12 protein-coding genes and 4 tRNA genes are annotated in these 14,745 nt (G+C 41.5%); 8 read left to right on the forward strand and 8 right to left on the reverse strand.

Going from position 1 to position 14,745, the window contains the following annotated elements:
- The first annotated feature begins 50 nt into the window (after window positions 1-50).
- The gene (locus DK207_RS09805; protein ID WP_109441004.1) at window positions 51-995 is read left to right on the forward strand and encodes a cation diffusion facilitator family transporter; all 945 of its coding nucleotides are present in this window, start codon (window positions 51-53) and stop codon (window positions 993-995) included.
- A 24-nt stretch (window positions 996-1,019) separates the two neighbouring features.
- On the opposite strand, the gene DK207_RS09810 is transcribed toward DK207_RS09805, so the two are convergent.
- The gene (locus DK207_RS09810) at window positions 1,020-1,358 is read right to left on the reverse strand and encodes a hypothetical protein (RefSeq protein WP_109441005.1); all 339 of its coding nucleotides are present in this window, start codon (window positions 1,356-1,358) and stop codon (window positions 1,020-1,022) included.
- Between the two features lie 227 nt (window positions 1,359-1,585).
- On the opposite strand from DK207_RS09810, the gene DK207_RS09815 reads away from it, so the two are divergent.
- Together DK207_RS09815 and DK207_RS09820 are read left to right on the forward strand one after the other, a co-directional pair.
- On the forward strand, window positions 1,586-3,205 hold the full coding sequence (locus DK207_RS09815; RefSeq protein WP_109441006.1) for a hypothetical protein: 1,620 nt from the start codon (window positions 1,586-1,588) through the stop codon (window positions 3,203-3,205).
- 170 nt (window positions 3,206-3,375) lie between these two features.
- The gene (locus DK207_RS09820; protein ID WP_109441007.1) at window positions 3,376-4,311 is read left to right on the forward strand and encodes a hypothetical protein; all 936 of its coding nucleotides are present in this window, start codon (window positions 3,376-3,378) and stop codon (window positions 4,309-4,311) included.
- A 45-nt stretch (window positions 4,312-4,356) separates the two neighbouring features.
- Here DK207_RS09820 and DK207_RS09825 read toward each other — a convergent pair.
- The 7 genes from DK207_RS09825 to DK207_RS09855 all read right to left on the reverse strand — a co-directional run bounded on the left by DK207_RS09825 (window position 4,357) and on the right by DK207_RS09855 (window position 8,464).
- A tRNA-Glu gene (locus DK207_RS09825) sits at window positions 4,357-4,432 on the reverse strand.
- 31 nt (window positions 4,433-4,463) lie between these two features.
- Window positions 4,464-4,539: transfer RNA gene (locus DK207_RS09830), tRNA-Glu, on the reverse strand.
- A gap of 215 nt (window positions 4,540-4,754) precedes the next feature.
- Window positions 4,755-6,170 (reverse strand): amino acid permease, encoded by a 1,416-nt coding sequence (locus tag DK207_RS09835; RefSeq protein ID WP_109441008.1) that lies wholly within the window; start codon window positions 6,168-6,170, stop codon window positions 4,755-4,757.
- A gap of 111 nt (window positions 6,171-6,281) precedes the next feature.
- A tRNA-Glu gene (locus DK207_RS09840) sits at window positions 6,282-6,357 on the reverse strand.
- 118 nt (window positions 6,358-6,475) lie between these two features.
- A tRNA-Ala gene (locus tag DK207_RS09845) sits at window positions 6,476-6,551 on the reverse strand.
- Window positions 6,552-6,609: 58 nt separating this feature from the next.
- Window positions 6,610-8,118, reverse strand: a complete 1,509-nt coding sequence (gene gltX / locus DK207_RS09850) for a glutamate--tRNA ligase (protein ID WP_109441009.1) — start codon at window positions 8,116-8,118, stop codon at window positions 6,610-6,612.
- Between the two features lie 106 nt (window positions 8,119-8,224).
- The gene (locus DK207_RS09855; RefSeq protein WP_416224672.1) at window positions 8,225-8,464 is read right to left on the reverse strand and encodes a DUF4179 domain-containing protein; all 240 of its coding nucleotides are present in this window, start codon (window positions 8,462-8,464) and stop codon (window positions 8,225-8,227) included.
- A 461-nt stretch (window positions 8,465-8,925) separates the two neighbouring features.
- Between DK207_RS09855 and DK207_RS09860 the strand changes: the two genes are divergently transcribed.
- From DK207_RS09860 to DK207_RS09880, 5 genes are all read left to right on the forward strand, one after another.
- Complete coding sequence (locus tag DK207_RS09860) at window positions 8,926-9,918, forward strand: sulfate ABC transporter substrate-binding protein (protein WP_109441010.1); 993 nt, start codon at window positions 8,926-8,928, stop codon at window positions 9,916-9,918.
- Window positions 9,919-10,117: 199 nt separating this feature from the next.
- Complete coding sequence (gene rsmH, locus DK207_RS09865) at window positions 10,118-11,041, forward strand: 16S rRNA (cytosine(1402)-N(4))-methyltransferase RsmH (RefSeq protein WP_109441011.1); 924 nt, start codon at window positions 10,118-10,120, stop codon at window positions 11,039-11,041.
- A complete protein-coding gene (locus DK207_RS09870) occupies window positions 11,041-11,379 on the forward strand; it encodes a cell division protein FtsL (RefSeq protein WP_109441012.1) in 339 nt (112 codons plus the stop codon). The genes rsmH and DK207_RS09870 overlap by 1 nt, the downstream gene beginning before the upstream one ends.
- A 10-nt stretch (window positions 11,380-11,389) precedes the next feature.
- On the forward strand, window positions 11,390-13,219 hold the full coding sequence (gene ftsI / locus DK207_RS09875; protein ID WP_109441013.1) for a penicillin-binding protein PBP3: 1,830 nt from the start codon (window positions 11,390-11,392) through the stop codon (window positions 13,217-13,219).
- A 7-nt stretch (window positions 13,220-13,226) separates the two neighbouring features.
- Window positions 13,227-14,726, forward strand: coding sequence for a UDP-N-acetylmuramoyl-L-alanyl-D-glutamate--2,6-diaminopimelate ligase (locus DK207_RS09880; RefSeq protein WP_109441014.1), 1,500 nt, complete (start codon window positions 13,227-13,229; stop codon window positions 14,724-14,726).
- Window positions 14,727-14,745 lie beyond the last annotated feature (19 nt).

A 14,745-nucleotide genomic window follows, 5' to 3' on the forward strand; every position in this document is an offset into this window, starting at 1 on the left:
TAGTGTAGTTAGAAAGATATTTGAATTTAAACAATTATAAGGAGTCCAGCATGAGTGGACATCATGGGCATGATCACAGTCATGCAGCGGTGACTGAAGGTAATATAAAAAAGCTCACAATCGCGTTAGCACTGACATCCACGTTCTTAGTCGTTGAAGTGATTGCGGGTTTAATCACGCAAAGTTTGGCATTGTTATCTGATGCTGCGCATATGTTTACTGATGCTGCTGCACTGGCGATTGCTTTGGTCGCAATCAAAATTGCAAAACGACCTGCGGATAACAAACGTACCTTTGGCTACCAGCGTTTTGAAATTCTAGCGGCATTATTTAATGCCTGTATGCTGTTTTTTGTTGCGATGTATATTTTGTATGAAGCCTATCAGCGTTTTACCCAACCACCCGAAATTAATAGTTTAGGTATGTTACTTGTGGCATCCCTAGGTTTGGTGGTGAATCTGATCTCCATGAAAATGTTGATGTCCAGCGCTTCAGAGAGTTTAAATATCAAAGGTGCATATCTAGAAGTGCTCAGTGATGCTTTGGGTTCCGTCGGCGTTATCGTGGGTGCAATTGTGATTTATTACACCAATTGGTATTGGGTGGATACGATTATTGCGGTTGCAATTGGATTCTGGGTACTTCCAAGAACATGGATTTTATTGAAGCAAAGTATCAATATCTTATTGGAAGGCGTGCCAGAAGAAATCGATATCGAAAAATTGAGAAATGACTTGTTGGCATTGGATGGGGTTGAAAGTATTCATCAACTCAAGGTCTGGGCGATTACTTCTAAAAATATTCATCTGACTGTGCATTTATTCGCACCTCAAGCAGATCGTAACCAATTACATCGAGCGGCCACTGAAATGTTGACCCATCAACATGAAATCAAGGAAATGACCATACAAATTGAAGATGATGCGGAAATGAATTGTGAACATACACATCAACATGATCCCAAATCTGATAAGGATCATTCACATCAGCATTAAGCTGATGTGAATTTTTGACTGAGATCAGTTATGCCACTCATGTCCGCAATCACGACATTTCCAATGTTTTTGTGCTTGCATGAACGCTTGCATCGAAATTTTAAAATCTGGAAGATCGCGCCAAAATAGCCCCCCAGCAATTACACAGATCACGAACACAACAATCGTCGTGATTTGAAGTCCTTGTCCTGCACCATTCCCAAAAATCCACATGGCAATACTAATCAATACCAAGATCAGTAAAATAAAAATAGCAGGGACCAAAAGAACTAAGCTTTTTGGCACGTCAGGGCGTGGGCTATTTGCACCCTGACTGGCAGGCATTATTTTTACACTTTGACATTTCGGGCAACGGTATTGCATAGATTTTTCCTATTGTGTTTTAAGTAGTTTAGCGAAAAAACCGCAAAAGCTAAAATCTAGAAATGTTTAAATCTTTAAATTCAGCTCATCAGGGAGATGGAGGATTGCTTACGTCTCAATTTCGCTATTTAAAGTCCACTTGCATCTCGTCTAAACATAGTCGCTAATCGACCTGAACTCATGCTAAGTTGAAGTATAACTTGGCTGAATAGTGCGCAAGGAAAGGCATGTTACCGACCAAAATTCTCAAATTACGTTTAGCGCGAATTGCCAAAGGAAAAGCACATCTTTCCACACAAGACAAACTCATGTTAGTCACTATGGAAAGTCCCGATCTGAGTGCGCATTTTATTTTGCGTTTATTTAAAATGTCGTTGCCAAAGCAATGGAAATTTAAACATGAGACAGCAGAAGACATCTTTTACGCAATGCAACTGATTGAACTGATCGAAACTGAATTGATCGATGCTTATGAAATGCATGCACGAAAATATGCTTGGTATGAACAGTGCTTAATGTATCTATTAAACTTTGTGGTGTTACAACCCACACAGCAGCAAATCAATGGCTATCTGCGACAGCTCGATCAGTGTTTAGATCAAGCACCTAAGATTGATTTATTGAAATATTTTCAGCAGCATTATCCCAGTACGCAACATGCAGTCGCTTTGGCAAAAGCCCATGCTGGCGCTGAGCAATACACCCAAGCGATAGAACAATATGAGTGGGCCATGCAACATGCGACGCAATCCAATGAAGTTGCTTTCTTTGCATATGTGAATTGTTTGATTCAGCGGCAACAAGAATATCGCAATGATGTGGGGGATGTGGCTTATGCGATTGATCTGCTATGTCGCTATAAAAAGCCAATTGATCAAAAAGCCTATCGAAAAACTATTCAACATGCAGTCACCGCATTTTTACCACCTGCGACTCTCCAAAGCCGCGCTGTAGAAACGCATGTGTTAGCAGATGTTGGACGCAGTTTAAATGCTATAGGCAAATCGATGGGCGGGATATTCGGGAGCAAAAATGTCGATATTCCTTACAGCCAGCAGGTGATCGAAAGTGCGCCCCAGTTGTTAATGGATTCACATATTATAGAAAGTTTGAAGCAGTCTGAAATAATGCAAGCCGCAATGCTGCGCGTAACAGGGACATCCTCAATCGAACAAAATGTCTTAGCTCATGGTTTGGGGAATTTATGGTTATTGCTCAGTCAAAAAAATGAGGTTTTATCATTATTCGCTCAAGCAACACCCTACAATCGATTGGATCAGTTGCTCAATGTTCTTCAGCCTGAGACAACTTCGTCATTGGAACTTGGTGATATTCAAACTATTCTTGATCAGGGCTTGATGACCTATTTAGGCGATACCCGACTCGATAAGCATCATCCTGAACGATCTGCATTGTATGCCCAACGAGATCAGTTAGTAGCTGAAATGATTGGAGTTGCGACATGGTTTCAACAGACCATTCTTCGCCCCTTTGCTGATCAACAAGTTCAACAATTGCAGGAAATGCAAAGCCATTTGTATGAGCAGCTTGACGACATTACCTTATCCAGTGGTTTGTTTGCTTATCAATATGAAAAGCAACAACGAGCGCAAGATTTATGGAGTTGGTTGCAACGGAAATTGGACAAAGGCACTGAGTTTGAAAAAATACAGGCGGCATGGGTGAGTCTCAGGGAATTAAGACATTTTAATTTGGATGGAGTGCAAGAGAAGATCAGACAGCTACAGCAACATTTAGAACACTATAAACGGATCCGTTTAGAGCAGATTGTTATAGTACAACCGTCTGTCGCTATATCTCCTGTACAAGAGAATGGTGACCCATAGATTGAAAGTAAAACTCGGCATTGAGTGATTAAAAACTTGATGTTATGCAACAAAAATAAGTAAATCGCTTTCTGTTGCATGCTAATCTAGAAAGAAAGATTCGAACTGTTCAAAAAGTGAATCGTCACAAATAACAATGAACGAGTAAGAAAGGGAAGAGGGAGAACATCTTGAATCGACAAGATGATAAAAAGGCAATGTTTGATATTATGCCCGCCGACACAGCATCATCTGATGAGAAACCATCATTGTCACGTCGTCTAATTAATAAAACACTACAACACGCACAGGATGCAGTAGAGTTTGCCAGTGATACTTCTCGTAATATCGCAGAGGTGGCTGATGCCGCATTAGATGCTTTAGATCATGTCACACACCAAACCAAACGTGGTGTAGAGGGCGTAAGAAACTCTGTCCGTGGTATGGTGACTGAAACGAGTGAGGTGGCACGTCAAGTCGCACTCAGTATGGCGCGTGCCTCATTGGGTCGAAGTAGTCTCACGCTGTACCTTCCTGAAATGCTACTCAACAATCAGATTAGAAAGCGTATAGATCGCAGTGAGATTGATGATATTAAAGTCGAGTGTGGGAACGATCGTTTTCATATTGAATTGGATGGTCACTATCATCGCTTCTTGTACCGTTTATCCCTAGAATTTAATGTTTTGGAATGCCGTATTGGTCAAGAAAAATATCTGCGCCTGCGTCAGGTTGATGAGCATCTTGACTTACAAGTTCGCCATGGCGGCACCCTGACCAACTGGGCGACACGACGTGTAGGTAATATCAGTTTTGATTTGATCAATTCATTACCGATACCATTCCTGATCAATCATCTCATTCGTGATGTGCCCGGTATCCAGAAAGAAGGTCATCGCATTTGGTATATCGATCTTGAGGAAGCTGGTTTTATTAACTTTATTAATAATCGCTCATGGATGGTTGATAAGCTATTAAGCTTGACCGACTTCAGTATTTTACCTGGATTGAATATTTTGCAAGAAAGCCGTGAGTTGGTACAACAGTTGGTTGATCAATTTGAAATTCGTGGGTTACGTGTTCAATCAGGACGTTTAGAGGTTCAAGTCGGTATCGGTGTCGAATAACTGACGAAAAAAAGCCACTGTCAATGCAGTGGCTTTTTTAGAATTTGGCGTCCCTACGGGGATTCGAACCCCGGTTACCGCCGTGAAAGGGCGATGTCCTAGGCCTCTAGACGATAGGGACTTATATGAGGCATACATCTGAAACTATAAATTGGCGTCCCTACGGGGATTCGAACCCCGGTTACCGCCGTGAAAGGGCGATGTCCTAGGCCTCTAGACGATAGGGACGTTTCAGAGGTGGGCGTATATTAGGTTGAATTAGGTGGGGTGTCAAACACTTTTCTGCATAAAATTTAAAAAAATAGAATGAGTGTCTAAAAATAAAACATATCGAGGAATAAATAATCAAAAATAAGCAGTTATATATAAATTTTCTGATCATTGCGAATTTATGAGGGCATAAAAAAATGCAGACTAAGCTGCATTTTTTTATAAGTGAGTTGTTATGTGCGATCACGATAGAAGATGTAATAGCTCAAATAACAGCCTGCGATAAAGATTAAGCAGGCAATGAAACCAGCATGCATTTCTGGATCTGCGGCCATACTTAAACCTGTAATGGTACAGAAAACAAAGCCCAAGATCGGAACAATTGGAAATAACGGCGCTGCAAATTTGAGATCTTTTGCAGTATAGCCTGCTTTGTACCATTTGCGTCTAAAATTAAATTGACTCCAACAAATACACATCCATACGATTACCATCGTAAATGCGGCGACACCCAAGAGATTTTTAAAAATGGTTTCAGGCGCATAGTGTTCTGATAAAAGCCCAGGTATTGCACCAAACATCGTGACAACAAGCGCGATAATCGGCGTACCACCTTTAGACAATTTTGAGAAAATACTTGGCAGCTGGCGTTGATCTGATAAAGACCACATCATACGCGAAGCAGCATAGAGTCCTGAGTTTGCTGCAGAAAGTAACGCCGTAATAATAACGAAACGGATGATGTCATCTGCATACGGGATACCAATATAATTAAATACCGTGACGAACGGACTACTACTAACCCCTTCACCGCCCAAGCCTGCAATTTCAAAAGGTAACAAGGCACTGATGACGATAATGGTACCTACAAAGAAAATTAATAAGCGCCAAATCGCTGCATTAATCGCTTTAGGCACATTTACAGCTGGATTTTTTGTTTCACCCGCAGCAACACCAATCAATTCTGTACCAGAAAAGGCAAAGTTGACAATCAACATGGTGGTGAAAATTGGAATCAAACCTTGAGGAAACCAACCATGTGAGGTCAAATTATGGAAAAGTGGAGCAGATTCTTTACCGTCGAAAGGGATTAGACCAAATATAGCCAATAATCCAAGGATGATAAAAGCGATGACGGTCACCACCTTAACCAAGGCTAACCAAAATTCAGATTCTGCAAAAATACGAGTAGAACTAAGGTTGAGCCCGAAAATGGTGACTGCAAAGATAATCGTCCAGATCCACATTGAAATATGAGGAAACCATTCCTGCATGAGGAGGGCTGCGGCGGTAAATTCTGTACCTAATGTCGCCGTCCAAGTGAGCCAGTACAGCCATGAGACCATATAACCTGTGCCTGGACCAATATAATGTTTGGCGTATGTACCGAAAGACCCTGCTACAGGCATATGTACGGCAAGCTCGCCGAGACATAACATCACCATATAAGCAATTAGGCCACCTAGAATATAAGCGAGAATTGCACCAATCGGTCCTGTTTGGGCGATGACCTCACCTGAACCTAAGAATAATCCTGTACCAATCGCACCACCAAGAGAAAGCATTACGAGGTGGCGAGTACTCATTGCGCGTTTTAATGTTTGTGGCGCATTTTGATCCTGATGAGTATTTGAGTTGGAAGATTGCATACGACAATTTGTCCAAACATGGAGAAGCGGCTATTTTATGTAAAATTCGGAAATGTGCAATCTGATTAATGGAAAGATTGTGAGAAAATTATAATTATTAGAGAAAGAATATGGCGTCCCTACGGGGATTCGAACCCCGGTTACCGCCGTGAAAGGGCGATGTCCTAGGCCTCTAGACGATAGGGACAGATGAGGCGATTTGCGTGCAATAAAATATTGCAACTTTTAAACTGAACTTGCCTGCGCACAGCGTAGCTGTTTGCTTAAATTTTAAGGAAAAGTTTTACTTTTCTGATCTTAAAATCTGGTGGAGCCAAGCGGGATCGAACCGCTGACCTCTACAATGCCATTGTAGCGCTCTACCAACTGAGCTATGGCCCCAGTTTGTGTGAGGGCAATATTAGGGGGATTACCCTCACACGTCAATGATTAAGTTAAATTAATTTTCACTAATTGCATCATTTTTCGGCAATTTTAGCGATTCATTTAACTTTTCCCAAGCTTTCAATTCTTTCTTGCTCGGAGAGCCAACAATTTCTAAGGCATGACGCAATCTTGCGAAGGTTAAATCAGGTCCAAGTGTAACCATTGCTTGCATGACTGGGGTCGAGCTGGTTGAACCCGCGATCGCAATAAAGAATGCTGGCATGAAATCACGGAGTTTAATTTCCATTTGATTTGCCAAGTCCATTAAGGTCTGACTCACCGTATCATTATTCCAAGTAAACTGGCTTTCTAAACGCCAGATCGCAAATTGTAAGCTTTGACGAACCTGTTCTTCACTCAGTTTTTTGCTTTCGAACTGTTCTTTGCTGATTTGTGGCATATGGTTGAAGTAGAAACCTGCCCAATTCACTGCTTCAGAGAGTAAGTTGATACGAGGCTGAATAGCGGCAGCAATATCTTCAAGGGTTTGACGATCACTTTTCCAAGACAATAGGCGATCTAAGAGTTGACCAGGTGTTAGGCCCTTAATCCACTGGCCATTGAGCCAGTTAAGCTTCTCAACATCAAAGATTGGTCCACCTAGTGAAACACGCTGTACATCAAAGTTTTCGATCATGTCTTGCAGTGTAAATACTTCACGTTCATCTGGCATTGACCAACCCATACGACCTAAATAATTCAGGAGTGCTTCTGGTAAGACGCCGATGTCTCGATAGTAATTGATGGAGGTTGGGTTTTTACGCTTAGACAATTTAGATTTGTCAGGGTTACGCAACAATGGCATGTGGCAAAGCGTTGGCATGTCCCAACCGAAGTATTGGTACAATAATTGGTGTTTAGGTGCTGACGGCAACCATTCTTCACCACGCAATACATGAGTGATTTCCATTAAATGATCATCAACGACATTGGCAAGATGATAAGTTGGAAGACCATCTGTTTTTAACAGAACTTGCATGTCTACTTGCGCCCATGGGATCTCCACTTCACCACGTAACATATCATTGATTTTACAAATACCTTCTTCTGGCACTTTCATGCGAATGACATGTGGTTCACCAGCCGTTAAGCGACGTTGTACTTCTTCTTGTGTGAGTTTTAAACCGCGGCCATCATATTTTGGTGTTTCACCACGTGCTTGTTGCTCTGCACGCATTTGATCCAGTTCTTCTGCGGTTGCGAAACAGTAAAAAGCATGACCTTTTTCAACCAATTCAAGCGCATATTGTTTATAGATCCCCATACGTTCTGATTGACGGTAAGGTGCATGTGGTCCACCTACATCAGGGCCTTCAGACCAATTCAAACCTAACCAACGTAATGAGTCTAAAATCATTTTTTCTGATTCAGGTGTTGAACGCAGTTGATCCGTATCTTCAATACGTAAAATAAATTCACCACCGTGCTGTTTCGCAAAACATAAATTAAATAACGCGATATAAGCAGTACCTACATGTGGAAAACCTGTAGGAGAGGGAGCAATACGGGTACGAACTTTCATAGGTTATCAGGACGTTAAATTAGAATTGAAGCTATTATAACGAAAAAGCCTAGTCACGACATGACTAGGCTTGATTTAAACATGTGAAGGGTTACATATTTAAAAATTAAGAATTATGCGGTTGAAAGATGGTTTGAACGAAACGTGAAAAGCGTTCATGTTGACTTGCAAAAAATGTTTGAGTCGGTGTTGTTCGTATTGTATTTAACATTTTGAGCTCATCATCTGTAGATGGCAGCATTGCGGTATTGCGTTTTTGTTGGTCAAGTGCTTTCACAATTGGTGAAGCGGACTTTTCCATGGTTTTTATATTATTGTTTTCTTTAATTGCAGCAGCATGCCCCATTTGCACAGAACATACTAAAAATAAACTGAGGCATAATGTTTTTTTCATTTCTAATCCTCGCATTGCTAAAATCCCCTCCATTCATTGAGCCTAAAAGACTAACTAAGCAAATATACTATTGCTTTAATAATACGATTCAAACATAAATCTTAATAAAAAAGTAGAACTACGTCACGCTTTTTACAAAAATAATAAAATTTATAACTATTACTACCCTATAACTATAACAGTTCGTCTACTTTGTATGCAAAGTGAATTTAGCAAGCAAATGTGTAGAAAACATGGAGAGTTGTCAACTTCCTCGCTGGGATACCCTTCCAAAGGTTCTTCATTAGAATTTGGTGAAAAATTTTGTATATCTAAAAACATGAAAAATAATGATTAAATTGTTATAACGCTTTGATTATATGCATTTTTATATTTATGTATATTAGATGGCATACAAACTGATGAGTAAAAAAATGAAAAAAATGATTGTGGTGGCTTTTTTTGCTTTGAGTGTAAATGCTAACTCCCACGCAGCGACAACTTTTTTAAATGTCTCTTATGACCCGACCCGTGAATTCTATCAAGAATATAATCAGGCTTTTGGTCAATATTGGAAAAAAAGAACGGGGCAAGACATTGGTTTCAAACAATCTCATGGGGGTTCGGGTAAACAAGCGAGAGCTGTAATCGATGGTTTACAAGCTGACGTGGTGACTTTGGCATTGGCCAATGACATAGATGAAATCGTTAATGCGGGATTGATTCGAAAAGAGTGGCAGAAACAATTTAAAGATAACTCTGCACCTTATACCTCGACCGTGGTTTTTTTAGTACGTAAAGGCAATCCTAAAAATATTCGTGATTGGAATGACTTAACCAAAGATGGAGTGGAGATTATTACGCCTAATCCAAAAACGGGAGGCGCACCCCGCTGGATTTATTTATCGGCTTGGGGGTATGCTTTGAAACAGCCTGCAGGCAATGATGCTAAAGCACGTGAACTGGTCAAAAAGATTTATCACAATGTAAAAGTTTTGGATTCAGGCGCACGTGGATCATTAACCACTTTTGCAGAACGTGGAATTGGTGATGTTCTTCTATCATGGGAAAATGAAGCACTCTTAGCAACTCAAGGTTTAGGTAAGGATAAATTTGAAATTATTTATCCATCTATTTCCATTTTGGCAGAACCCTCAGTTGCGATTGTCGACAAAACGGTTGATAAAAATGGTAATCGCCAGCTCGCTCGTGGATATTTAAATTTTCTCTACTCGCCTCAAGGACAGGAACTTGCTGCGAAACATTATTTTCGTCCAAGGAATCCTCAAGTGGCTGCAAAATATGCAGCGCAATTTCCGAAAATTAAGTTATTTAGCATTCAGGATGTATTTGGTGGATGGGCAAAAGCACAGAAAACCCACTTTGTGAATGGTGCGATCTTTGACCAGATTTATTCACAAAAATAATAGACGGATTCGTTCAATCATCATTTTAGTCCTTCAAAAAGCAAATCTTTAACGAGATTTGCTTTTTTATTGGTTGGAAAAGTCGAGAAAACGGTTTTGCCTATGAAAAGTTAAGAATTCTCTACAAAAAGTCGTTTGGTGCTGGCCTAAAACAAGGTGATAATGTGCAGTTACATTTTTAGCTGTTGATTTCTCTCTTATGTCGCATATTTCTGTCTTACTTCACGAAACGGTTGATGGCGTATTGGCAGGTCGCGACACGGGTATTTATGTCGATGCAACCTTTGGCCGTGGTGGCCATACCAAGCTGCTCCTCTCTAAACTGGATCAAAATGCGCGTGTCTATGCCTTTGATAAAGATCCACAAGCATTGGAGGTTGCTGCTCAGTTAGAACAAGAAGATCCACGTTTTAAAATCATCCATGCCAGTTTTGCAGATATTCAGGCGGAGTTGGCCAAGATCGGTATTGTTGAAGTCGACGGGATTATGGCGGATCTAGGTGTATCTTCTCCTCAGCTTGACCAGGCTGAGCGTGGTTTTAGCTTTATGCAAGATGGTCCTCTTGATATGCGGATGGATAATTCTCAAGGTTTGACCGCCGCAGAATGGTTACTCGAAATTGAAGAAGAAAAACTAGCCAATATTATTTACCAATATGGTGAAGAACGTTATAGCCGACGGATTGCCAAGGCGATCAAACTGGCAGGTGAAATCACCACCACAGCACAACTCGCTGAGATTGTTAAAGTTGCTCATCCTAAATGGGAGAAGCACAAACATCCTGCAACGCGCACTTTCCAAGCAATTCGCATCGCAATTAACAAAGAACTAGATGATATTGAGACATTTTTGCCGCAAGCTGTAGAATTATTAAAACCAAGTGGGCAATTGGCAGTGATTAGCTTCCATTCTTTGGAAGATCGTTTGATCAAACAATTTATTCAAAAAGAATCGAGTTTGGCTGAAGATCATGGCTGGGGTATGCCTCAAGCACAAATTGATACTCGCCGTTTAAAGAAAGTCTCTCGTATCCGTGCGAGTGAAGCAGAAGTAAAAGCAAATCCGCGTTCACGCAGTGCATGGTTACGCGTGGCAGAGCGTTTAGAGAAAAAAGGCAAATAATGGACGACAAAAATGATGACGAGGTGATAACAAACAGTAAAACTGGACTTAAAAAAGTCGTTGTTTATGCTGTACTCGTCGCACTGGTGTTCACAAGTGCATTAATGGTGGTGTTTCAGGTTTTTGAATACCGACATGACTATCGTGACTTGAGTGCGCAAATGCGAGAAAGAGATGATTTGAATGCTGAGTGGGGGCGTTTGTTGATTGAACAGCAAACCTTTGGCGCGACTGCACAAATCGGCTCACGTGCTGTGACCCAGCTTCGTATGTTTTCACCACCTGCATCACAAACGGTTGTGATTTCTTTACCAACGACTTCAAAGCAAGACAAATAAGGCATGCTGTATGGTAGATAAGCGAAATAAACCAACACGGAAAAAACAGCAATCTATTTCTGCTAAACCGACCCTAGCTTTGGATATGTGGCGGTTTTATTTGCTTTGGGGAACGGTATTACTCTGTTTTCTTGTGATTGTTGCACGTGCTTTCTATGTACAGGTCATTAATAAAGACTTTTTGCAGAATAAGGCCAATGCCAATATTTTGCGGACTGAACGTTTAGAAGCGATGCGTGGTGTTATCAGTGATCGACATGGAGTTCCATTGGCGATTAGTACACCGATCATGAAAATTGTGATCGACCCAAGAGATTACTGGGATGCCAAGACACAGTTTGATGAGATCTCTGCAGAGCTAAAAAAAGATCCGAATAATCGTCGATTAAAACGTCAATTACCTAATAAAAATCTGAACTTAGATCAATTAGCTGACGTGGTGGGCATGGATCGTAAAACGTTGAAGAAACAAATGACAGATCGTGCACGATCTCGTTATTTGGTGTTGCAACGTGAAGTGCCTCCGCAACAAGCAGATTTGGTTCTGCAACATAATTTTCAGGGTGTTTATACTGAGAAAAGTTATAAGCGCTATTACCCTCAACCTCAACCGAATGCCCAGATTATTGGCTTGACCAATAGTGAAGGTCGAGGGATTGAAGGTTTAGAAATGCAGTTGAATACTCGACTTGCTGGGGTGGATGGCGAACAAAAAATTATTCGTGATAAAAAAGGTAATCGCTTAAAAGTTTCTGAAGTGATTAAAGAAGTCGAATCTGGTGAAAATATTACGCTCAGTATCGATTCGCGTTTGCAATACATCATGTATCGTGAACTCACTGCGGCGGGTGTGGCAAATAATGCACGTTCTGCAACTGCGATTGCGGTGGATGTAAAAACGGGTGAAATTTTGGCGATGACCAGTTGGCCGTCTTACAACCCAAATGATAAAGGTGGTCTGAGCAACAAAGATGCCATGCGTAACCGCGGCGCAATTGATATGTTTGAGCCGGGTTCAACGATGAAGCCGTTTACGGTTGCTGCTGCTTTGGAAAGTGGTCAATACACACCGAACTCGATTGTGAATACCGCGCCAGGAACAATGCGTTTAGGTTGGCATACCATTCGTGATACACATAACTATGGTGCATTGACGCTGACTGGAATCATCGTGAAGTCATCAAACGTCGGATCTGCCAAGTTAGCATTATCCTTACCAAAAGAGGCTCTGCCTTCTTTCTTCCGTCGTGCTGGGTTTGGTCAGCGCTCAGATGTAAAATTTCCGGGTGAAAGTGCGGGCCTACTATATTCTGCCGATAAATTAAATTCGTCACAGTTAGGTACGATGGCCTATGGTTATGGCTTGAATGCGACAATTTTGCAGCTTGCTCAAGGTTATGCCATGTTGGCAAATCATGGTGTGGAAATGCCTTTAAGTCTTCATAAGCTTGATCAGGTGCCTGAAGGGCGACAGGTGCTCGATCCTAAGATTGCTGATCAAGTCTTGATGATGTTGGAACAAGTGACCTTACCAGGTGGTACGGCTAAACAGGCGGTTATTCCGGGTTATCGTGTCGGTGGCAAAACAGGAACAGCACATAAACTTCGTGCTGACCGTAAAGGTTATTCGAATAACGAATATCGTGCCTTGTTTGCTGGTGTTGCACCTGTGAGTGATCCGCGTTTAGCAATGATTGTTGTCGTAGAGAACCCTCAAGGACGCTATTATGGTGGTTTGGTTGCAGCGCCTGTATTTGCTCGAATTATGCAAGAGTCATTACGTTTACTCAACGTGCCTTTAGATAAGCCATTAGATACTTCTATAAAAACCAATCCGTAGGTAAATTATGTCGATTAGTTTTCAACAGATACATCCGATCAGCATAGATGCGGTTTGGTATACACAACCTTTTCAAGGCTTTAGTCTGGATAGTCGTAAGGTGGAGAAGGGGCAAATTTTTATTGCTCTGAGTAGTTATAGCCAACCTGAAAAAACACGCCAGTTTGCTCAAAATGCACTGGATGCAGGTGCATTGGCGGTTATTAGTGAAACTGCTTTAGGCTTTGTGAGTGAATGGGTGTGTCCAGATGTCCGTTATCAAATGGGTGAATGGCAAAAGCAATATTTACAGGCAGTTGATCCTGTGCAGCCTTTATGCGGTATTGCAGTAACAGGTACCAATGGAAAAACCACGATTTCACGCCTCATTGCCGAGTTGATTAGCTCACAAGGTAAAGGCTGCGCGGTGATGGGGACCACAGGTAATGGGATTTTGCCTAATTTAACACCATCAACGCATACCACTTTAGATGCCTTACAACTGCAGCATGCATTACATGACTACGCCAAACAAGGGGCGAGCTTTGTGGCATTGGAAGCAAGCTCACATGGATTGGAGCAAGGTCGTCTGAATGGCTGTGATCTAGAAATAGCGGTTTATAGTAATTTAAGTCGTGATCATCTGGATTACCACGGGACATTAGAAGCTTATGCTGAAGCAAAAGCGCTGCTGTTCAAATTTACGAGCTTAAAAGCGGTGGTGATCAATCTGGATGATGCGCATGCTCAACTTATGTTAGAGGCGGCTAAAGCTAATCCATCTCAACCGAAAATTTTGACCTATTCTTTAACTCAAGCGACGGCTGACTATCATATCGATGCTTTAGAGTATCGTTTGAGTGGGGCGAATTTTACCCTGTTGGCGCCAACAGGTTCATACACAGTTCAAAGTCCACTGCTTGGGCATTTTAATGTTGAGAATTTATTAGCAAGTTTGATAGCTGCTGAATGTGCAGGATTTGACTTGGCTAACTTGGTTCAATTTGTTCCAAAACTGCAAGGTGCGCCTGGACGTATGCAGGTGATTCAAGATGCAAATCGCCTGTTTGTGGTGGATTACGCACATACCCCCGATGCTTTGATTCAAGTGCTAACCACCTTGAAACGTCATGTTACAGGTCAACTGTGGGCGGTATTTGGTTGTGGTGGTGATCGTGACCGTGGTAAACGTCCGTTGATGACACAAGCAGCACTTGATCATGCCAATCCAGTAATTTTGACCTCAGACAATCCAAGAACTGAGGATCCCGCACAGATTTTTGCTGATATGAAGCAAGGGATTAATTTTGCTGAACATATCATGCATGAAATTCATGATCGTAGGGAAGCAATTAAGTTTGTCGTCGCTCAAGCTCAAGCGGGTGATATTGTGGTGATTGCAGGGAAGGGGCATGAAAACTATCAGGAAATTGATGGCGTGCGTCATTGGTTTGATGATGTGGTTGAGGTGCAATCTGCGATTGTTGCTCAGTCACATTCTGTAGATTCTGCTTATTCTGCGCAATAGAGTAAAAAAGGTAAATAAA

Origin of the sequence: Acinetobacter haemolyticus (assembly GCF_900406815.1) — a bacterium.
In the GTDB taxonomy this organism is placed as follows: Bacteria; Pseudomonadota; Gammaproteobacteria; order Pseudomonadales; family Moraxellaceae; genus Acinetobacter; species Acinetobacter haemolyticus_A.